This window comes from Caulobacter endophyticus (assembly GCF_029543245.1).
GTDB lineage: Bacteria > Pseudomonadota > Alphaproteobacteria > Caulobacterales > Caulobacteraceae > Caulobacter > Caulobacter endophyticus_A.
This window is the reverse complement of sequence record NZ_JARQWV010000004.1, coordinates 191,596-210,836: the sequence shown is the minus strand read 5'-3', so window position 1 is coordinate 210,836 and position 19,241 is coordinate 191,596. Positions and strand designations below refer to the sequence as shown.

The following is a 19,241-nucleotide window of genomic DNA, read 5'->3' as shown; positions in this document are numbered from 1 at the left end:
GCCAATACCACGGTCCTATCTCGCCGACCTGGCAGCGCCATAAGCGGAAATTGGTCCACCTTCAAAAAGGCGACCTTGCGCCTACCCCGCAGCCATCCCCTCGCCGTCATGCCGACGCATATCGATGCCGGCGAAGAGCAGCCAGAGCCCGGCCAAGAGCTCGAACGCGGCGCCCGGCAGGAATGCGATCATCACCCATTGCTTCAAGAGCGGGAACAGGATCACGGCTGCGCCAATCGCGATCATCAGCACGTAGGTGAAGACGCCCCAGGCGGCCAGCCAGTGCGGGATCAGGCGCGTACGGTAGAACAGCCAGAAGTAAATTGCCCCGCCGACGCCCATGACCGTCATCAAGAAGTAGAGCCCCGAGCCGTGGACGTGCTTGAAGAGCATCATCAGCCCTTGCCGGTCCGCATCCGTCAGGCCGCCGGCCAGGTCATCTCGCGTCAGGGCAGCGAATGCGGCGTATTTCAAAAGTAGGAAGCACGCGCCCATCGCGCCCTCGATCAGGCGGCAGCTCGCCGCCAGAAAGGCGAGGTTGCGGTCGACCTCACGCAGCACGCCGTACATCGCCGCGGCCGACAGGACGACGAAAATGTAGAGCGCCATTTCAGCGACGAGGCCGGTGCGGAAGAAGAAGTCGGTCTTCGCACTGACACCCGCCTTGAAGATCTGCCCCGCCGGACCGAACGAGATGTAGAGCCCCAGCGCGACGTAGGCGACGTAGGAAAGTCCGGCAAAGCGCGCCATGGCTTGGGGTCGGTATTTGGTCTCGAACTGCATGCCTGCCTCATTCAATGCTTGAGCACCGAGGCTATGGAGGAGTACCGCGCCCATTTCGTCCAAACGGGCCCGTCAGGACATGTGTTGGGTCGAAAACTCGCTAGGCCTGGGTGCCCTCGCCCTGCGGCTGCGGGCCCGCCTTGCGAAAGGCGTGCGGCGAGGCGCCGAGATGTTTCTTGAACGCGGCATGGAAGGTCGAGCGCGAATTGAAGCCGACCTCGTAGGCTATGCTCAGGACCGAGCAATCGCCGGCGCGCAGCAGAGCGCACGCATCGTCGATCCGTCGCCGGTTCACGAACTCGAAGAAGTTGACCCCGAGATGCTTGTTCAGCGTCTCGGACACATAGTTCTCCGAGACGCCGATATGCGCCGAGAGCGTGTGCAGCGACAGGTTCGGATCGACGTGCAGGCGGTCCTGCGCCAGCGCCCGGTCGAGCTTGGCGCCAATCCGCGCCATTTGCTCACGGCTCAATGCCGAGCGCGCATAGCCCTCCGATGCAGCGTTTGTGGCGGCTGCCGGCGCTTCGTAGAGCGATGGCTGGTTCACGCCACTAAGGGCGATGAAGCCAATCCAGGCCAGTTCGAGGTAAATTGTCAGCGTCGGATACCAAGGCGGGCGCAGGCGCCAGATGGCGAAGAAGTCTCCGACGACGATCCAGGCCCAGCCCACCACCAGCACCAGCAGAACATGGGCCAGCCAGTTCAGCGCGAGATCGTCGATGTTCGAGAACGCATCGCGGATCCGCACGCCGTGAGCGCGCAAAAGATTGAGGCTGAGGACAAGATAGGTGATCGCCACGCCAAGGAAGGCGACGAAGGAAATCTTGCACAGCAGGGCGACATAGCCCCCTTGCGGCGAAGCGGTCAGATCGCCGGCGATCATCTCCGCCTTGACCCGTGCATCCTGCAGATAGACCGGCGCCATTGCCGCCACGAAGGCGCAGGGCCAGAGCGCGGCCCAAAGGTCGCGCCGGTCCAGCCAGCGCGGCGCCGGGGAGGTCATTGCTCGCGCATAGAAGAAGATCGCCGGCGGCAGCAAGAAGCGCGCGAACACCATCACGCCCGATATATGCGGCGCCGCAAGATAGAAGCCGCTCTCCAGCAGCAAAGCGTCCAGCTTGAAGGCGCCGTAGATGACGAGAAAGCCTGCCAGCAGAACAACCTGATCGCGCCGCTTCGTCCGCCGCCCCAGCAGCAAATGCACAGCGAACGCAATCACCGCCACGGTCATCGACAGCCCGACGACCTTGAGCATCTGGTAGCTATCGTCCAACACATCGGCCCCCTTGCCCGCCTTGGGACCCTAGCGTCGTTCGACTACGCGGCAATGCTCACCTTCCGGCCGTCAGACCGGCGCAGAAGATGGCGACCAAGGTTTCAACGCCCTGCTCCGCTTCCTCTCTGGTCGAGGCCTGTTCTAGGACCCCGTTGACAGACTGGATAAGTAAACGTGCGAGCCGCGCCTCGTCCTGGGCTTCGAGCCTGGCCTCAGCGAGCACGCCAGCGACGACCGCTTCGAACCGATCGTTCGCTGCGAGGACGGAGCCGCCGCAGATTCTGTTTTTCTCGCTTATCAGTTCTCGACCGTGTTCAGTGGCGCGAAGCAAGTCGTAGACCCATCCGACGCGCGCGCTGATGATCGCCTGCAAGCGCTCATCCCACGTCCCCGTTGTCGAGATGGCGGCGACGACCGCAGCAAGGACACGCTCGTTGATCCGACCGCTCAAGGCGCGGAACACATCGACCTTTGTGGGAAAGGCGCTGTAGAGCGACGTTCGCGAGACGCCAGCCGACTGAGCGATGTCGGACATAGATGTCTTGGCAAGGCCATGCCGGGTGAACTCGCGCAGAGCGCCGTCCAGTATGGCGTCGGTGGTGGTCTGCGTGGTGGCCATGCAGCAAGTTGACAGATTGAACCAAATTTGTCCAGATCGCTCAATGAGCCAGAAAACCCCGATCCCGCTCGCCGACCAAGTCATCGAGATCGCCCGCCCGGCGGACGAGGTCTTCGCCTTCGTTGCGAACCATGAGAACTACGCCCGCTGGTATCCTGGGGCCCTGAAGGTCGTCGCCCTGGACGACCTGCCGCACGGCGCGCCGGGAAAGGCCTATGAGGAAACCCTCGTGCTGCCCTCTGGCCGAACTACTGTCTTCACCATCCGGACGATCGAGGTCCGAGCCCCGGATCTCTTTGTCACCGAGGGCGAGCTTTCCCCGGTATTTCCGCGAATGGAAATAAGGCTGACGTCCAAATCTCCTCAGGTGACAGAGCTGCGCCTCAAGTTCCTGAGCCGTAGCCGCTCTTTCTTGCTTCGACTTCTGATCGCGCTGCTTGTTAGGGGTATCGTGAGCCGCCAAACCAAGGTCGGTCTTTCGAGACTACAATCGATCCTCGCCTAGTTCACCCACTGCTGTCACAGCCGCTGTTTCCACCTTCGAGCGCTGCGAAATTCCTGATTAATCTGCCCGACTAAAGTATTCCATGCACCGCTAGCGCCCCACCACGGCCGATCCCAACATCTGCGTCGCGGGCCGGGCAGCGCCACAAGCTGCCGTTAGCTTTCCTCCAGCAACACGACGCTCGATAGCCAAGCGGCACCTCGACGGCTGGACGCTAGGGCGAGTCTGGCGCACGGTGGTTCTCATCCCGACGCCGCTAGGACTAGCTAATGGACTTCATGAAGATCCTCAGATCGCTCGAAGAACTGGTCTTCGAGGTGATGAGCTGGCTGGTCTTCTACCCCCTCGTGCTCTTTAGGACGCTGTTTACGCCTCAGCGCATGCTGGACCACGCCCATGCCGAACTGCGGAAGCCGGAGGAACAGCAGTTCGACGACGCCCTGAGTCCGCCGCTCTTCCTGATCCTAAGCCTGCTGATCTTCCATCTGATCCGTCTCGCCGTAGCTCCGATGGCGCCAACGCCGCTCTTGGAGACGCCGGTCAAGGCGCTGCGTTCACATGAGAACGCGGTGATTTTCCAGTCGGTGCTGTACGGCGTATTTCCGTTGCTGTTCTCGATCGAGCGAACCTTGACAGCCAGGCAGCCGATGACACGCAAAACCCTTCGCGGGCACGTCTATCCGGAGTGTTTCCCGGCAGCGGTGTATGCGCTGGTCGTGGGTCTGGCGTTGATGGTCCTCTCGGGGTGGCCTGCCTTGAGGCCGCATGCCGCCGTGCTGTTCGTCGGCATTTCGAGTTGGTACGTGGCGACCGAGACGCGCTGGCGCCGGCGCAATGGTTATGGCCGCACGCGCGCGTTCGCATCGGCCTTCGGGTGCTTCGTTCTGGCATGGATGGTCGTGGTCGGTATCTCCCTGATACTCGCCCTGGCGGCTGGCCAGACCCTTGATTTAAGCAGCTGACGCGACCTTACAGCTAATTCAGCGGCCGGCCTTGGAGGTCCTCGGGCGGCTCTACAACGCGGGACCACTTCTCCGACACCACCTTCCAGTTCGGATCGCCTTGACGCAGCATCGCCAACAGGCCCGGAAGGTGGGCTGCCCCGTAGTTGATGTAGATCTTCTGGCGCGGATCTGCCTCGATACGGGCGACCAGCTGACGGTTGCGATAGTCGAGGATCAACCGGTTCATTGGGTCATCTTTGTCGCGGCTGTGCTTGTCGCCGAGCGCGTAGGTCAGCACGCCGCGGCAGAGCACGCCGGCGATCGAGCGGTGGCCTGGCGTGCCGTCCTCGGCCCAACGAACGAAGCCGGCGACCTCGGTGGCGATACCGGCGTCCTTCTTATCCGCCTCCCGCGCCTGGCGTATGGCGTCGGCGAACTTCGGATCGGCGGCGATCATCCGCTCGTACTCAGTCTTCAGGTCCAGGGTGGTGACATCGGCGGCGACGTGCCGGTTGGGATGATCCTGGATGTCGGTCTTCAGCAGCTGAAAATAAGGCCCCTGGAAAGCCAGGCCGCAAGCCTTGCCGGCGCTGCCGTAGATGGCGTTGAGATCGCCGCCGCCCGCCAGGGTGTCGCGGAACCACACATCGCCCGCCGGGTCAGGCCGAACGCCTTCGTAATAGGCCACGTAGCCTTCGTTGAGGGCGTGTTCCAAGTCGTAGATCGCGGTCTTGTAGAAGGTGTCGCTGCCGATGTGCATCATGCCCTGGAAGAGGATCGTCTTCTTGCCGTTGGTCAGCACGACCTGCGGGGCTAGCAACGGGTCGGTCTGGACGATGGCGGCCAGATAGTAGAGCGGCGCTGCAGCCAGGGTGGTCAGGACCAGCAGGAGGGCGACGCTGGCCTTGAGCCAATGGGCCAGGAACGACTTGCGCCGCGCGCGGTCGAGGACGAAGCGGGTGACAGCGGCGACAGGAACCGCCAGGACCGCGGCCAGGGCGAGAATGGCCAGCGGAATCCAGGCATAGAGTTCGATCAGTGGCGGCAGGCTGAGCAGAAAGCCTACGCCGAGCAGGAACCAGACCACCGAGGCAATCCGCGACGCAAGGCTCAGCCCGCGATCATTGTCCGTCATCCTGCCCCTCGCTCCATATCGCACTGGTAGTGGCGTCGCACGCTAGCGTAACCTTGGCGCGACAGACTGCTGGCCAGCAAGCCGAGATTGGAGTTCCCGCATGCGCTCGGCTCGATTGTGTTCCGCGTTTCCGTTTCGAGGCGCCGCGTTGACGCTGACGCTGGCGGTTCTCGCATCGAACGCTGCGGCGCAGACAGCGCCCGTCCCGCCGCCACCGGATCGCCCACCGCTGCTCGACTGCGCGCAAAAGGTTTTTGTGGCCGAGACGATCGTTTGCGAGAGTCCCGATCTGCTTGCCCAGAACGGGCGGGTCGAGGCGGCTTATCTCGATCTTCGCGGTCGACTGGCGCCCGCTGCGGCGACGGTTCTCGAAGACGAACAGCGCGCCTGGCTCGCCCGGCGAAACGCCTGCGTCTTCAAGTCCTCGAGCCGCGGCTACATCGCGCGCGCCAACGCAGCGCGGCTCAAGGATCTGGCTAGACTGACGAGCAGGCTCGGCGAGCGCCGACCTAGCGGGTGACGCCAACGTCCAGCGTGTAGCGCAGCTGTTCACCACGACGGGCGGCGTTGCGCATCAGATAGACCTGGATCTCGTAGGGGCCGCTGGTCGCCGCCCGGCCGCGCCAGCGGTTCCCGCTAGTCGAACCGTTGAACACGGCCTGGTTGGCGCGCGGCGGGGTGACGTTGAAATAGCCCGAGCGGTTGTTGCCCTGCATCGACACGTTGATCATCTGGCCGGCGCGGACGTCCAGCCGGTAGGTCACCGTCTCATAACCCCGGATTACGCCGCGCCGGGTCGCCGACGAGGCTCCGCGCTCGAAGCGGATATCCTCGGCGCGACTGTCGGACACCGGGCCGCCGACAGGCCCCGGCAAGGTGCTGGGCGATGGCCGGCGACGGCAATCGGGCGCGGGGGTCGAGACGATGGCGTCATAGCGGCCATTGAGGGTGGTCACCGACAGGCAAGTCGCCCGCCGCTCGTTCCACCAATAGGTCCATTTGCGGTCATCGCCCGCCTGGCCGCCGACATTGACGTAGCCTCTCGAGGCCAGGACCCCTTCCCCGCTCGAGGCGCGCGCGCCGACCAGATCCCGGACGTCGGCCGGGGTCGACTGCGCCAGGGCGGATCCAGCCGCCGCGGTCGCCAGCAGCGTCATGCCCAGCGTTATGGCCAAACGTCGCATCATCATCTCCTCGGATGGTGAAAGAGCGCCGGCGCGACAAGACGCGCCGGCTCTGGAGTCTAGAACTTGCGGTCGCCATCCAGGGGATCACAGGTCCCGCTGAACTTGGTCAGGCCATCCAGCGTGATGCGGCCCGCGCGGCGGTCGATCGTCATCTTGGGACGGTTTGCGCCGTTCAACTTGAACTCGCCCCGGATGAAATCGCGGGAGACCGACAGGTTGGCGATATCGTACCAGCCGCCGTCGCTGCTCGAATGGAGCGGCGGGATCATGTTCTTGGCGGGACGGATGCGACCCTGGCCACCGTCGATCTCGATGGTGACCGAGGTGTCGTAGTCCTGGCGCGAAAGCTCGAAGCCGCTGCGCGGCACATAGCGGTGCTTGTCCGAGTCCCACTCATATCCGGACTTCATCTGGTTGGTCATGCGCTGGCCCTCGCCGTAGCAGACCAGCGCAATGTGCTCGCGATAGCCGCCGCCCGGACGGCCATAGCCGAATTCCGGCGGACGATAGCCGCGGTCGTCGTCGGCCCTGCCGCCGCCCTGCCGGCAGTCGGGAGCCGGCGTCGAGACGATCGAGTCATAGCGACCGTTGACCGTCGACACCGACAGGCAGACGCCGCGCCTCGCATTCCACCAATAGGTCCACTTGCGATCATCGCCCGATTGGACGCCGGTGTTGACGTAGCCGCGCGACGCTAGTTCCGCCTCGCCGCTCGAACCCCGCGCGCCGATCAAGTCACGGACGTCAGACGGCGTGACCTGCGCCAGGGCGGACGTCGCCAGCATGGCGCTGCCGAGCGACAGCAAGGCAAAACATGCGCGGGTGTTAAGGCGTTTGTCCGACATGGACCTGGATCTCCTTGAGTTCGGCGGCGCGCCGCAGGCCGACAGTGGCAGGTGTCTCGTGACAACTTCAACCCGCGGCTGGCGCAGTCCACAGCCAATTCCAAGGACCCGCCTGACGTTTGACCGCGCGGCCGATCTTCAGGGGCATTCTGGCTTTCCGCGCGGACGAGGTCGCGCCAATTGTTGACGTTGACGTGCCTCCAGGAAGGCGCGTTCGTGGGAGGCGCGCCGAGCCGCCCGCGCCGCAGTAAACGGGGGTGAGCCGGCGCTTTACAGGTCGATCTGCTCCGACATCTCCAGCGCGTCATCGACCTCGATGCCAAGGTATCGGACCGTACTCTCGAGTTTTCTGTGTCCGAGGAGGAGTTGGCAGGCGCGCAAGTTGCCGGTCTTCTTGTAGATCAGCGCGACCTTCGTTCGGCGGAGGCTATGCGTGCCATAGGCCCGTGGCTCAAGCTCGATCATCGACACCCACTTATCAACAAGGCGGGCATACTGCCGAGTGCTGACGTGATCGCCTGATCGACTGCGGCTGGGAAACAGCCAGTCGTCGTTACGCCGGCCGCGCACCTTCAGCCAAACTGCCAGAGCGTCCCTTGTGGGCTCTGTAATTTCGAACGGCACCGGCTGACCGGTCTTCTGCTGGATGATCGTCGCGCGCGCTCGAAGCGAACCGCCTGGCGCCACGTCGCTTACCCGCAGCTTCACCAAATCGCAGCCTCTCAGCTTGGCGTCGATGGCGCAATTGAACATGGCTAGGTCCCGGACACGCCCGTTCGCTTTGAGCTGCTGTCGGATTCCCCAGATGTGCCTGGGCTTGAACGGCGGCTTGGGACCGATGATGCGGCCAGTATTCCAAGGACGCTTGGGCGGAAGGAAGAGGTCAAATTGAGCCATGTTCGCCTCCTGCGAATTGGCTACTCCCCTCGCCTCATCCTACCATGATCGGACGCTCATGGCGGCAGCGGCGCGCAGCGAACATTACATCACGCCAAATTCGGGACATTGCATCGTTGACGTTGGCGACCGCTCACGACCCATTGCGGACGTTGGCGCGAGTGGTCGCGGGCCCTTCGCTTCGGGCCAGTTTCAGACAGCGGAAAGGGGCCATTGGGTGTAATGTCAGTTCGTCTGCGGAGCGGCTACAGGAGGATGATGGATGCCGTTTCGACTTAGCACCCTACTGTTCGCCCTGGCGTTGGCAGCCTGTGCCACGCCCTCTCAGGCGCCGGATCGCGGCTCGTCAGGAACTCCGGACGTTGCTGAAGTCGAGAGCGCCTATCGCAACTACATCGCGCGACTGCCTTGTCCGGAGCAGGCAACCTGCGGAAGGCCGCCAGAGTCTTTCGTTTCTGAGTCTCGCTGCAAGCTCCGAGGGCCCGGGCCGGCTTCCTGTCGGTTCACAACGTTCGCCGCCTACGGAGGCCCACGTTATTCCTGCTCGGCCCTATTCGAGCGCAACGGCGCGCAGTGGTTGTTGACGAGCCTGACTGAACACTGTCGCTTCATCCCGTGGGCTCTTCCATCTGCTCGCGACATTGCCCAGCTGGAGACAGGGCTCCGACTTGACCAGATCATTCAATCGGTGGGCGTGGTTGACGGCCGCTCGATGAATAGAGCCGCTCGGGTTCGTGTCCGCACTGCATCCTGTCGCTACCTCCCAAGCCACGACGCGATCTGTTCCTACGAAGCAAGACCTTGCCCTGTGGAGAGGCAAGCGGCCGCAGACAGCCCGGACGACTGGTGCTGGCTGGAAACGCGCTTCATCCATATCGGAGGGCTTCCCTCACTTACGATCGAGGGCATGGAGGATTGGGCGCTACACCGGCCACCTGTCGGTCAGGACTGAGGCGAAGTCCGCTCCCCACCCTTCCCTGCCAATCCGCAGGTCCACATTGCCGACCGGGTGGCGCCAGTTGCCGACGTTGGCACCTCTCCAAGAACACGACTTTTAGCCCGCCATGCGTACGGGCGAGATCGACCTTTAACGGCCCTTCCAATTGGCGGCTGCTGAGATGGAGGCCATAAACGCTTTCAGGCCTAGCCCGCCAAAATCGTGTGGTTCGCGAACTTCTATCGTGGTCTGCGCTCACATCCGATCCGCCACCCCTCGCCATCTTGATCGACCTGCGTCACCTCGAACTCGGCGTCGTAACAGTCGCGGGTCGTCAGGGTGATCGCATCGCCGCACGCCGGCAGCGGCGCCCCGGCGGGCGCTCGGATCAGGACTGTGCCAAAGCGCCCAGCCTGACCGGGCCGAAACTGATAGTGGAATGGCCCGAGCGTATCGGGCAGGCCCCGGTGGCTTCTGCGCGCAGTCACGACCTCACCCGCCGACCCTGTCGATGCTGAAGTGCTGCTCGACGAGCGTCGCGGCGCCGAAGATCGTCATGAACGCGATGTCCGCAGCGTCACGGCCTGTCGCGACCCGAACAAGACCCTCGAGCGGAGCAAGGCCGGAGGGGTCGACCAATCGCCAGCGGCCACCGAGATAGATCTCGGCCACGGCATGGAGATCGGGCGGCTCCAGCCTCCACGCGTACCCGCTGACAGCTCGAGCCGGGATATTGCCCGCCCGACAGAGCGCGATCGCCAAATGGCTGAAGTCTCGGCAAACGCCGGCGCGGTCGACGAGAGTGTCGACCGCTGTCGTCGCGGCGTGACTGACCCCGGCGCGATAGTCCACATGCTCGGCGATCCAGGCCAGGATCGCGGCGACCTTTTCCCCGCCGCGCAAACCGCCGACCTCCCGCTCGACGAAGCGCATCAGTCGATCCGAGGGGCTGTAACGGCTGGCCCGAAGGTAAGGCAGCACTTCACTCGGCAGGTCTGCGATCGCCGTTTCCTCCGCGCCAGCCAGCCCATGATCGGACGCCGCCGTCTCGACCGTGGCGCGATAGAGCGCGTTGATCCTGCCCGAAGCTGCGAACACCGTACGGCGCTCGCCTGTCGACGGGTCATCGATACGGCGGGCCGGTGCGGGCGGCCAGAAGGTGAGCGCATCCGACGTCACCTGCTGGTCCCGCCCGTGCGCGGCTTCGACCAGCAGAAGAACTTCGCATGGCGCTGCAAAGTCGTAGGTGAGGGAGGCTTCGACCTGGAAACGCATGCACGCCCTTCAGGCGGCAACGCCGCCGCTCACGCGATGCCAGCGCGAGTTCAATGAAAATAAATAGAGGAAAGGATCCGGTCGATCCTGGCAATGCCTTCAATATAATTGTATGATACGAAAATATAAGGTGCGGCGATGATTTTTCCGCCGCGCCATAACATCGCCGAAAATTAAACGGGATCGCTGGTAAATCCTTCGATAACAGGGACGCGTCATTCGGTTTCACCTCTTCAAGGGAAGGAAACATCCAGATGCTGTCTCACCATCAGCGCAATCTCCAAGTCATGATGCTGTCTCATGACCTTCAGCGCCTGGCTGATCGATTTCTGCCCGATCCCAACGCGGCTCGGTTCCTGGTCCACGAGACCCTGATCGACGCCTTCGCTGCGCCATCTGATGCCCGGCCGATGGCCGCCCGAGGGCGGGATCTGCGCCGCGCCATGATCGCGCGTTTGCGGGCCAGCCGCAGCCCATCACGGCGCCCCGGCCATCAACAGCGTCGCTGAGCTGCGACACCAGGAGTCGCAGATGCCCGAACCCGTAGACCTCACCGCAACCTCACAGGTGCTGAGCCTTGTGCCGGACGCCGCGTGCGACACTGGCCCCAGCCAGCTGTCGCTAGGCGCCTACCGCGCGCTTCGCCAGTTGGAGCGTCGCCTGCGCACCGGAGCGCTCGATGCGGTCAATATCCGGCACGTCCAAGAGCTGGCCGTGCTCGGCCTTGCGCACCATGGCCGTGGTGGCTGGCGCCCGACTAACGACGGCCTGAACTACCTTGGCAAGCACCAGGACCGGAACGGTCCGGACTGAAGCCGCAACCGCTTGGCGAGGTGATGCATGAGCGAGGACCTGCTGCGCCTTCGCGACGAATGCGACCAGCTTCGCCAGCGCTGCGATGAACTTCAGCGCCAGTTGAACGACCTGACGTCGCAAGTTGGCGGTCTGACCGACGAGCTTGGGCGTCGTTTTTCCGACGAAGCGTTCAACGCCTCGCGCCCTTCCCGGCATCGCGATGCCTAGTGCGGTCGCCAGCCACTATCGGCCCCGACAACAGGACACCCATGAAACAGCCCCCGATCGATCGCATTGTCATCACGGTCTGCCGCAACGACGGCCTATGGGCGGCGGAAGAGGCAGGTCTCTTCTTTGGCGCCTCGCCCGACAAGGATATCGCCAAGGCTTCGGCCATGCGTCGGGCCAGAAAGCGAATTGAGGAAGGCCATGCCTGCCAAATCCGGATCTCCGGCGAGAATGGTTTCGCGATCTAAAACGGAAGAGCTTTGCAAGGTAGCGCGCCAGCTACATGTGCTAAGTCATCGCGCCGTCGACTTCCGCTGCGTTGCTGTGAGGTGCAACTCTGATCTTGCCCTTACAGCCGGCGACCTAACCGTTCTCACCAAGAGGTGAGCCAATGTCTTGAAGTCATCCGCTTGGCCAGTGAGCGATGGCAACTTCCATGCCATCTCACGCCAGTTGCGGTCGGTGGGACAGTTCCGAGGACTGGACGCTCCAACCGGCCGTGAAGCACCATCCTGCCTGCGGCCGTGCTCAAAAACATGCGCTACCGTTTCGCCGTAGGGGCGCGCCCTTCTCGGGCCTGGCTTTCGCCGCATGATCTCAGCTTTCTAGAAAGCCAAGCCGCGAGGATCTTGCGCAACTTTCAGTATCGGCGTCTCGCCATCTTCTGAAAGCGGGAGAGTTATCACGCAGCATACGCCCGACGCGGCAAAATCCAGCCGAGCCTCGCCGCGGGCGTCGGCGAAGACCCGCGACAGAAGTCGAGCCCCAAATCCGCGCCGTTCAGGAGGGCTCACTGGCGGCCCCCCAGATTCCCGCCAAAGAAAGTTTAGGAAGCGCTGCCCTACGCCATCGTGAGCGTCGGTCCAGCTGACCTCAACCCGGCCGCCGGGGCGGTTTAGCGCTCCGAACTTGTTGGCGTTGGTGGCCAGTTCATGCAGCGCGAGCGAGATCGCGACCGCGAGGTTGGGGCTCAACCGGACAGGTGGACCGGAAATCCCGATAACAGGCTCAGCGACCTGAAACGGCGCAACAGCCTTGCCGACCACCTCGGCAAGATCCGCGCTAGCCCAGCTCTCCTGGGTCAGTACGTCGTGAACTTTGGAGAGCGCCATCAGCCGTCCAGTCAGGCTCTGCCGCGTGCTTGCCGCGACGCCGCCGGCGCGCAGGGTTTGCTCAGTCACCGACTGGACGGTCGCAAGAGTATTCTTGATCCGATGGTTGAGCTCGTTGAGAAGGAGAATGCGATGCTCGGCGGCCAGCTTGGCGGGCGTCTCGTCACGCATGATCTTCAGCAGCGCGCACTCTCCCGCATGCTGGAACGGCACCATGACCCCGTTTGCCCAGAACCATTCCTTATCCCGCCGGACATGCCAGCGGCTGTCCTCGGCGCGGCCACGGTTAAAGGCCGTGCTGATCTCGAGCGCGCCGGCGCCCGCCGCAAGATCCGGCGCCGTCAGGAGAATATCGACGCTTTGACCGATCGCCGCACGGGGCGTGTAGCCAGTTATTCGCTCGGCTCCCGGACTCCAACTGGTGATCATCCCATCGGGAGTCAGCGTAAGGATAGCGAAGTCCCGTGCATTCTCGATAATCAGGGCCGCGAGAGCCGGGTCGGTGAGCACAGGTGAGCCGATCATTTTAGGGAACTGGTTTGACAACGCTTGGATGTGGCTTCGGCCCCATCATCTCTCGGATTTTGCGATTAAAGGTCCGCGATTATCTCCCGAGCCCGCAATATTGCCGCCAGCCGTAGAACTTCTCGCGACAAGGCCAACGAGCTTAACTGCCCCGCGAGGCCAACCATCAACGGCCCCGCCCGCGAGCCGCGGCGCATACAGTTCGGCGAACGCCTCGGCGGCCTTGTCCCGCTCAGCCTCTCGTCATCCGCCGCCCGCCGAACTTGATTTGAGGTGAGCCTGCACGGCTTCGGCGTCGGCACCAACTAGCTGGATAGCCTTCAGTAGGCCCTCCTCGGTGACGTTGAACCGCTCGGTCCAGTAGCGGACCTCCATCGGCTCATTGGGCTTGATCCTCGCCCGATCGCCTGCGCCGCTGAAATCGATGTTGTCGCACATGGGCGCGGCCTTTCGGGCAAAGAGTTCAGAGGTTCAAAAAAAAACGCGCTTGTCGCGTTCGCGAGCCAGACAGCTTGCGCGCCACGCGCCCTCGTGGACTGTCACGCTGACCACCTCGAATTCGCCGTCCAGGCATAACAACGTGGCCAGCAGGAAAAGGTCCCCCTCGGCAGGCGCGGGGGCTGCGCCCGCAGCTTCGATGATGACCATACCGGACCGACGTCGCCCACGGCTTCGCAGCCGCCAGGAAGCGGACCTTCCCAACGTCAGCGACGAGTCAACCTACGCCACTTGAACATGGCGCATGTGCGTCGGTCTGGCCCGGTCAAAGCGTCCTGCCCATGGTCTGGCAGTAGGTTTCGAAACCCCATTTGCGCCAGAAGCTGACGGCTATCTCGTTGGCGGCGGCCACTTCGATCTCAACTCGCGTGAGGCCGCGGCCGGCCAGCCAGTTGCAGAGTGCGCCCAGGATCAGTTCGCCGACGCCGCGCCGCCGATGGCTGGCGGCGACCTCGAGGTCGGTGATCAGGCCGTGTTCGAGGGGCTCGAAACAGGCGGGGCGCCGGCGAAGCTGGCAAATGCCGTAGCCGACGATCTCGCCGCCGGCTTCGGCCACGACGACCGCGGCGTCGTTCACCGCCATGTGCTCGGCCAGGAAGCCCTCGAAGGCGATGTGGCCGTCGGCCTTGGGTGTGAAGATCGGATGTTTTTGCGCGTGCTGGGCCATGGACGTGCGCCACAGGGCCACGATCGGCTGGATGTCGGCTGCTTGCCCCTCGCGGACGTTCAGGTCGTCAGGCGGGCGAGGGCCTTGCGTCATCAGGCTCGCTCCGAGAACCGCTCGAACGCGGTGATCCGGCGTGGGGTGAGGCCAGGGTCGTAGCCGTAGATTTCCTGGGCGAGGAAGAGAAGTTCAGCCTCGCGGTCGGATTCGGCGACGTCGGTGTACCAGGCCCTGGGGCCGGCGACGTCGTCGCCGTTCCAGCGATAGCCGCGGGCCTTGAGCCTGTCCTTCTGCTCGAAGGGGGCGTTGGTGGCGGTGATCCGCCAGGTCGGGGCGCGGGCGGCCTGGAGAAGGTGGGCGAGAGCCGTGCGGCCGTCGGCGAGCGGGCGGCCCAGGATCTCCAGGCCGGCCAGGCAGTCGTTCTCGGCCCGGTGGCCGTCGAAGAAGAAACCGCACCGGCTGGCGAGATGGGAGAGTTTGGCGCTTTCGGCGCCCTCCCCTTTCCAGTCGACCTGGCTCATCGAGCAGGCCCAGCCCTTGAGCTTGAAGGCCTCGGTCAGGCGCTCGACGATCGGACGGTCGAAGGCGGCGTTGTGCGCGACGACTATGAGGGCTGGTGCGATAAAGGCGGCGACCTGGGCGGGATCGATCGCCCGGCCCTCGACCATGGCGTCGGTGATGCCGGTGATCTTGGTCACCTCGGCCGGGATCGGCTTGGAGGGCTGGTGGAGGGCGATGAACGGCTCGTGGACGGCGCAGAGGCGGCCATCGGCGTCGTAATCGAACGGGACCATCGCCAGTTCGATGATCTCGTCCTTGCGGGTGTCGACGCCCGTGGTCTCTGTGTCGAGGAAGATCCCGCGCTTCAGCGTGGCCGGATCGGCGCCGGCGTGCAGGGTGCAGCCCTCGAACCGGCGCAGCAGGCGATAGCGGCCGCTGGCTTCGAGCTGGGCGGCCATGGCTTCCAGGGCGGCGAGGTCGGGTTGGTCCAGGGCTGTGGGCGGGGCGTCGGGCATGGGCGTCCGGGAGATTCGTCGGGCCATCCTGCCATACCGCCGGGGGGCTTGTGGACGGCGGGCGGATGGGGATGATCGGGATCCGGGGGCGACTCTGGACATAAGGCGCTAGGCGGGTGGACGATCAGCAGGACGAGGCCGACGCGTTGCTGGCCCGGATCATGATGGTTCGCGACGACCTCAAGGCGGGCCGCCTGACCCTGGCGCAGGTGGAAGCCTATCGCCGCCTGGGCCGCACCATCGATCGGATCACGCGCCAGATGGACGCCGCCGCCGATATCGAGGCGGCCACTGCGCTGTGGCGGGCAGGCGCCCAGCTGATCAGGACCTTCCTGGCCGAGCACTTCGAGACCCCGACCTGTCACTGAGCCCGCGCCATGAACGCCTCGTGCACGTGGTGGGAACGGTCGTCACGGATCGCCCGGGCCTTGGGCTTTTCGCGGCTCCACCGGAAGAAGCCTTCGATGACCTCGTTTGAGATCGGGATCGTCCAGAGGATGAGCAGCCAGGCGATCGCTTCCTCGCGTCCGGTCCGAAGGAGGCTTCGGTGGGGCGGGTGTCGGGCTGGTCGCCGGACTGGGCTCCTCGATCCGGGCGTTGAGATCACGCTTGAAACGTGCGCTGACGCCTTGAACGAACGCCCGGACAGCCGCGACAGCCGCCCGGCCCCGGTGCGGCCATGGTCTGCGCCCGTCCGACGTCCTAGGTCGTGAGCGGGGGCGGCTCGATCCTTTGTGTCGCGCGAGCCTGGTCTGGCGCCGGGGAAAATCATCAGGGCGCGGCAGCGTGGTCGATGCTGAAGGTCCGGGCCATGCGCCATTGGCCGTCGGGGCCCAGCTTCCACAGGATCGAGAACCGCGCCGTGCCGGCCAGGCGCTCGGGCCCCTCGCCCTTGCGCTCATAGAAACGGTGAGCGCCCTCCTCGACCGCGCCGAAGCCGGGAATGGGATGGACTTTCAACGTTTCGGGGACCAGTTCGCGCCGGGAACGCCAGGCGTCAGGGGCGCGCTTGGCCGCGCAGCTGCTGGCGTAGTCGTCCACGAAGGCCTTGCGGTCCATCGCCCCGCCCTTGTCGTGGTAGAACTCCATGTCCTCGGTCACCAGAGCCGCCAGCGCCTCCGGATCGCATTGGGCGAACATGACGTCGAACAGGGCCGCGTCGCGTGCGGCGATAGCCTGGGTCAGCGCCGGTTGAGGAGGGACAGAGACGGCCGCGGCGGCCAGCGCGGCGAGGAAGGCGAGCATCCAGGGCTCCTTGGGATCGGCATGATCATCAGCCCGACCTGGATCCCGCATCCGCCGCGGTATGTCGCGTGAATTCGCCGTTACGAACAGGGGATCGCCCACGGTGTCTCCGACGGGTCTTTCCACGACAGCCTGGCGGCGGCGCGTCGGTAGGTCGCCACGTGGCGCTCGCCCTGCCATACCGAAACCGCCATGGCCGAGGCGTGGTCGTTCAGCACCTGGACGGCGTGCTCCAGGGCGGCGCCGTCATTGGCCAAGTTGGCCATGACGAAGGTCAGGCAGGCGCCGTCCGGCAGACGGGGATAGAACAGGAAAGCAGCCATCGAGACCTCCCGCGCCGTCAGGCGGGAGCGTGGGGCAAAGCCAGGTCTCTCAGCCGCCGGCGCCCGTGGATCGTGGCCGACGATGCCGCGACCCTAGGCTGCATGGCTCCGGCATGCGAGCGCCAGCAGGGGAACGAATTGTTACAGCTGGGAAGCTGGGAACGCGTGGCGTCCCGCCTGCGGCGGCCGGACCCCACGCGGTTGGGCCGCCCCCAGCACCCTTCCCTGAAGGCTTGGCTCAAGTTCTGGCCTTGGCGGTCACTGATCGCCGCCCGGATGTGCGGCCAACTTGGGGTCGTGAGCTGTTGACTCTTGGGCGCACCGGAATGAGAACATTTCAGGGACGCGGAGGTTGTCATGCCCACCCAACGCGCCGGCCGGCGCGCGAGCCCGCACGCGCCTACGGTCGAGAAGATCATCAGCCGCGAGATCGTGAAGCTGCGGCGCGTGCGCCAGTATGGCGGCGCCGACCAGGGGCGCACGCTGATGTTCACCTTCGAGGGCGGCACGCGCCGCGCCCAGCGCAGCCGCGACAGCTTCATCGACAAGGAGCGCGTGCCCGACTTCGAGGGCGAGGAGGCCTGGTTCGAGGTCGAGCAGGTCAGCGCCAGGCCTTGGTCGTTCTGGCGGGCGGTCAGGCGGTTAGAGGGGCCGGGAGGATGAGGGGGCTGCCGGTCGCCTGCGCCCGCGGGCGGCCTAGTCGGCCCTGGGCGGCATGCCCATCGCCCGTCGCCAGTCCGGGTCGCGCTTCTCCGCCTTGTGCAGCCTGTCGTGGCAGGCGGTGTGCAGGAGGCGAAGGTGCGACAGGTGCATGTAGCCGGCGGATCGAACAGCTGTCGCCACGATCGGCGTCCAGCCCGGCCATTACCGCGAACAGCCGGTGGGTGGGTCAGCTAGCGCCGGCTCCCCAGAGTGCCGCCTGAACCTCAGCGCTCCATTCCATCAGGCCTTGCCCTTCTCGATCATCCTCACGACGGCATGGATCGTCGCGAGGTAGAAATAGAACATCCAGCTAAGCCAAATTGCAGGGTCGTAGTCGCTCTTCTGCTCGGGCTTGTGGTGGCGGATGCTGAAGTTGTTCGCAATGTCGAAGAGCGCGGCTTCGTCCTTCCTATCAAGGACCTGTTTGACTTGTGGGCGCAGCCACTCCAACACGTCGGCAAGGTCGCGAACCGCGTCCCTCCGATCGTCCATCGTTGACCGTCGTTGGCGATATTTCTTGATCGCGGCGTCGACCCGGCCTGACACATTGTGGTCCGCGATCGGCACTTCGGTTTGAAGCAGGTTCGCTGTCCCCGGAGGACCAAGTTCCATCACTTCGCCGGTCGGAGACAGCTCGTACCCATTTGCATAACGGCCCAAGATGGCGTTCACGCTGACACGATACTCGGCCTGCCCAAGAGCCCGATCGAAAGTCTGCCAGTGCATTCCACAGTCGTTATAGGAATGGTGCTGACCATCTAGCGGCTTGGAGATGTGATCGAACAGAAACTCGATGACGCTGAAGAGGTCATCCTCGCTGTAGATGTCGAGCTGTTCAGCTATAGGCCAGAGGTCGCTCTTATTGAGGTGATAGAGCATCCGAGTGCCGATATCACACCCCAGCTTCCCGGGGAGGAAGTCGGCATCAACGCAGTACATTCCAAAGTGCTCTTGGAAATATCCGTCTCGTTCCCACCGATCGTACTCCGACCGGTAAAGCGCCTTGAGCGTCTTCAGATCGATCTTCCCGCCCGCAGGTTGTTTACCGGTACGCTCGGCATAGTAGGGTCGTGTTGGGGCACCAAATCCAGGAACGGGGTCCGACTTCGGCGGTGCGACTTTCGGCTCGATACTGGCCAGCAGAGCAAGCAACTCCGCGTCGCCCTCCTCCTGGCTGATGGTCCTGGCGATTGCCAGAACCTGTTCGTTCGGAAGTCCGAGCAGCCGATTGTTCACATAGCGGAACTTGCCACCCATTGCCTCTTCGCGCGTTCCATCGCCGATGCCGTATCGCCGGCAAATGGCGGGAACGTCATTGGCAGAGCTGACTGCAATCAGTTGCCCGATGGCATCCCGCAACTTCTTAAGAAAGCCGGGTGGGAACGCCAACGACTGTGAGCGGCTGTTCAAATCGGCCTCTTAGCCCATCTATCGGTGGGTCTACCTTAACGGCACCGCTTGATCCGATACAGCCCTTTGGACGCCCTGCCAGCTGAGCACGGGCATGGAAAATCAGACAACGCAGCGTGCGTAAATCCCCGCTCAAGCCGCCTATGCCGAGAACCCTTTTCAGGAAGCGACGCTAGCCCGTGGCCGCTATCCACCCCTAGCTGACCCACCCACCGGCTGTTCGCGGTAATGGCAGGGCTGGACGCTGATCGCGGCGACGGCTGTTCGATCCGCCGGCTACATGCAACAGGCAGATCTCCGCCTTCCGGGGCGCGGTCGAC

26 protein-coding genes are annotated in these 19,241 nt (G+C 64.2%); 9 read left to right on the top strand and 17 right to left on the bottom strand.

Annotated features, from left to right (window positions below; genetic code table 11):
* Window positions 1-81 precede the first annotated feature (81 nt).
* From P7A99_RS05640 to P7A99_RS05630, 3 genes are all read right to left on the bottom strand, one after another.
* Window positions 82-783, bottom strand: coding sequence for a DUF4386 domain-containing protein (locus P7A99_RS05640; RefSeq protein ID WP_277792954.1), 702 nt, complete (start codon window positions 781-783; stop codon window positions 82-84).
* Between the two features lie 100 nt (window positions 784-883).
* A complete protein-coding gene (locus P7A99_RS05635; RefSeq protein ID WP_277792953.1) occupies window positions 884-2,056 on the bottom strand; it encodes a helix-turn-helix domain-containing protein in 1,173 nt (390 codons plus the stop codon).
* Between the two features lie 58 nt (window positions 2,057-2,114).
* Window positions 2,115-2,678, bottom strand: a complete 564-nt coding sequence (locus tag P7A99_RS05630; RefSeq protein WP_277792952.1) for a TetR/AcrR family transcriptional regulator — start codon at window positions 2,676-2,678, stop codon at window positions 2,115-2,117.
* Between the two features lie 43 nt (window positions 2,679-2,721).
* Here P7A99_RS05630 and P7A99_RS05625 point away from each other — a divergent pair, with 43 nt between their 5' ends.
* A complete protein-coding gene (locus P7A99_RS05625) occupies window positions 2,722-3,183 on the top strand; it encodes an SRPBCC family protein (protein WP_277792951.1) in 462 nt (153 codons plus the stop codon).
* A gap of 269 nt (window positions 3,184-3,452) precedes the next feature.
* Window positions 3,453-4,145, top strand: coding sequence for a hypothetical protein (locus tag P7A99_RS05620; protein WP_277792950.1), 693 nt, complete (start codon window positions 3,453-3,455; stop codon window positions 4,143-4,145).
* 13 nt (window positions 4,146-4,158) lie between these two features.
* On the opposite strand, the gene P7A99_RS05615 is transcribed toward P7A99_RS05620, so the two are convergent.
* The gene (locus P7A99_RS05615; RefSeq protein ID WP_277792949.1) at window positions 4,159-5,262 is read right to left on the bottom strand and encodes a hypothetical protein; all 1,104 of its coding nucleotides are present in this window, start codon (window positions 5,260-5,262) and stop codon (window positions 4,159-4,161) included.
* Between the two features lie 148 nt (window positions 5,263-5,410).
* On the opposite strand from P7A99_RS05615, the gene P7A99_RS05610 reads away from it, so the two are divergent.
* Window positions 5,411-5,782, top strand: a complete 372-nt coding sequence (locus P7A99_RS05610) for a lysozyme inhibitor LprI family protein (RefSeq protein WP_277792948.1) — start codon at window positions 5,411-5,413, stop codon at window positions 5,780-5,782.
* Here P7A99_RS05610 and P7A99_RS05605 read toward each other — a convergent pair.
* The 4 genes from P7A99_RS05605 to P7A99_RS05590 form a co-directional block, all read right to left on the bottom strand.
* On the bottom strand, window positions 5,772-6,446 hold the full coding sequence (locus P7A99_RS05605) for a hypothetical protein (protein ID WP_277792947.1): 675 nt from the start codon (window positions 6,444-6,446) through the stop codon (window positions 5,772-5,774). The genes P7A99_RS05610 and P7A99_RS05605 overlap by 11 nt on opposite strands.
* A gap of 59 nt (window positions 6,447-6,505) precedes the next feature.
* Entirely contained in the window at window positions 6,506-7,294 is a 789-nt protein-coding gene (locus P7A99_RS05600; RefSeq protein ID WP_277792946.1) for a hypothetical protein, read from the bottom strand.
* A 270-nt stretch (window positions 7,295-7,564) separates the two neighbouring features.
* Window positions 7,565-8,191: a site-specific integrase gene (locus tag P7A99_RS05595; protein ID WP_277792945.1), complete on the bottom strand. Its 627-nt coding sequence runs from the start codon at window positions 8,189-8,191 to the stop codon at window positions 7,565-7,567.
* A gap of 1,429 nt (window positions 8,192-9,620) precedes the next feature.
* Complete coding sequence (locus P7A99_RS05590; RefSeq protein ID WP_277792944.1) at window positions 9,621-10,403, bottom strand: transglutaminase-like domain-containing protein; 783 nt, start codon at window positions 10,401-10,403, stop codon at window positions 9,621-9,623.
* A 254-nt stretch (window positions 10,404-10,657) separates the two neighbouring features.
* On the opposite strand from P7A99_RS05590, the gene P7A99_RS05585 reads away from it, so the two are divergent.
* Genes P7A99_RS05585 through P7A99_RS05570 form a run of 4 tightly spaced genes read left to right on the top strand, consistent with a single transcriptional unit; the run spans window position 10,658 to window position 11,674 of the window.
* Window positions 10,658-10,912, top strand: a complete 255-nt coding sequence (locus P7A99_RS05585; RefSeq protein WP_109101321.1) for a hypothetical protein — start codon at window positions 10,658-10,660, stop codon at window positions 10,910-10,912.
* Window positions 10,913-10,934: 22 nt separating this feature from the next.
* Complete coding sequence (locus P7A99_RS05580; protein ID WP_233247650.1) at window positions 10,935-11,216, top strand: hypothetical protein; 282 nt, start codon at window positions 10,935-10,937, stop codon at window positions 11,214-11,216.
* 27 nt (window positions 11,217-11,243) lie between these two features.
* A complete protein-coding gene (locus P7A99_RS05575) occupies window positions 11,244-11,426 on the top strand; it encodes a hypothetical protein (RefSeq protein WP_109101322.1) in 183 nt (60 codons plus the stop codon).
* 41 nt (window positions 11,427-11,467) lie between these two features.
* On the top strand, window positions 11,468-11,674 hold the full coding sequence (locus tag P7A99_RS05570; RefSeq protein WP_109101323.1) for a hypothetical protein: 207 nt from the start codon (window positions 11,468-11,470) through the stop codon (window positions 11,672-11,674).
* 357 nt (window positions 11,675-12,031) lie between these two features.
* On the opposite strand, the gene P7A99_RS05565 is transcribed toward P7A99_RS05570, so the two are convergent.
* From P7A99_RS05565 to P7A99_RS05545, 5 genes are all read right to left on the bottom strand, one after another.
* Window positions 12,032-13,048, bottom strand: coding sequence for a sensor histidine kinase (locus P7A99_RS05565; RefSeq protein WP_165257148.1), 1,017 nt, complete (start codon window positions 13,046-13,048; stop codon window positions 12,032-12,034).
* Window positions 13,049-13,306: 258 nt separating this feature from the next.
* Complete coding sequence (locus tag P7A99_RS05560) at window positions 13,307-13,501, bottom strand: DUF3606 domain-containing protein (protein WP_165257149.1); 195 nt, start codon at window positions 13,499-13,501, stop codon at window positions 13,307-13,309.
* 33 nt (window positions 13,502-13,534) lie between these two features.
* Entirely contained in the window at window positions 13,535-13,711 is a 177-nt protein-coding gene (locus P7A99_RS05555) for a hypothetical protein (protein WP_277792943.1), read from the bottom strand.
* A gap of 115 nt (window positions 13,712-13,826) precedes the next feature.
* Entirely contained in the window at window positions 13,827-14,321 is a 495-nt protein-coding gene (locus tag P7A99_RS05550) for a GNAT family N-acetyltransferase (RefSeq protein ID WP_277792942.1), read from the bottom strand.
* The gene (locus P7A99_RS05545) at window positions 14,321-15,241 is read right to left on the bottom strand and encodes a 3'-5' exonuclease (protein WP_277792941.1); all 921 of its coding nucleotides are present in this window, start codon (window positions 15,239-15,241) and stop codon (window positions 14,321-14,323) included. The genes P7A99_RS05550 and P7A99_RS05545 overlap by 1 nt, the downstream gene beginning before the upstream one ends.
* 116 nt (window positions 15,242-15,357) lie before the next feature.
* Between P7A99_RS05545 and P7A99_RS05540 the strand changes: the two genes are divergently transcribed.
* Complete coding sequence (locus tag P7A99_RS05540; protein WP_277792940.1) at window positions 15,358-15,609, top strand: hypothetical protein; 252 nt, start codon at window positions 15,358-15,360, stop codon at window positions 15,607-15,609.
* A 403-nt stretch (window positions 15,610-16,012) separates the two neighbouring features.
* Here the strand turns inward: P7A99_RS05540 and P7A99_RS05535 are convergent, their stop codons facing one another.
* Both P7A99_RS05535 and P7A99_RS05530 read right to left on the bottom strand, forming a co-directional pair.
* Window positions 16,013-16,486 (bottom strand): nuclear transport factor 2 family protein, encoded by a 474-nt coding sequence (locus P7A99_RS05535; protein ID WP_277792939.1) that lies wholly within the window; start codon window positions 16,484-16,486, stop codon window positions 16,013-16,015.
* A gap of 80 nt (window positions 16,487-16,566) precedes the next feature.
* Window positions 16,567-16,809, bottom strand: coding sequence for a hypothetical protein (locus tag P7A99_RS05530; RefSeq protein WP_277792938.1), 243 nt, complete (start codon window positions 16,807-16,809; stop codon window positions 16,567-16,569).
* 357 nt (window positions 16,810-17,166) lie between these two features.
* On the opposite strand from P7A99_RS05530, the gene P7A99_RS05525 reads away from it, so the two are divergent.
* Complete coding sequence (locus P7A99_RS05525; protein ID WP_277792937.1) at window positions 17,167-17,472, top strand: hypothetical protein; 306 nt, start codon at window positions 17,167-17,169, stop codon at window positions 17,470-17,472.
* Between the two features lie 33 nt (window positions 17,473-17,505).
* Here the strand turns inward: P7A99_RS05525 and P7A99_RS05520 are convergent, their stop codons facing one another.
* Both P7A99_RS05520 and P7A99_RS05515 read right to left on the bottom strand, forming a co-directional pair.
* Window positions 17,506-17,652 carry a hypothetical protein gene (locus P7A99_RS05520; RefSeq protein WP_277792936.1) on the bottom strand — a complete coding sequence of 49 codons (147 nt, stop codon included), beginning with the start codon at window positions 17,650-17,652 and terminating at the stop codon, window positions 17,506-17,508.
* A 99-nt stretch (window positions 17,653-17,751) separates the two neighbouring features.
* Complete coding sequence (locus tag P7A99_RS05515; RefSeq protein WP_277792935.1) at window positions 17,752-18,921, bottom strand: hypothetical protein; 1,170 nt, start codon at window positions 18,919-18,921, stop codon at window positions 17,752-17,754.
* Window positions 18,922-19,241: the final 320 nt, after the last annotated feature.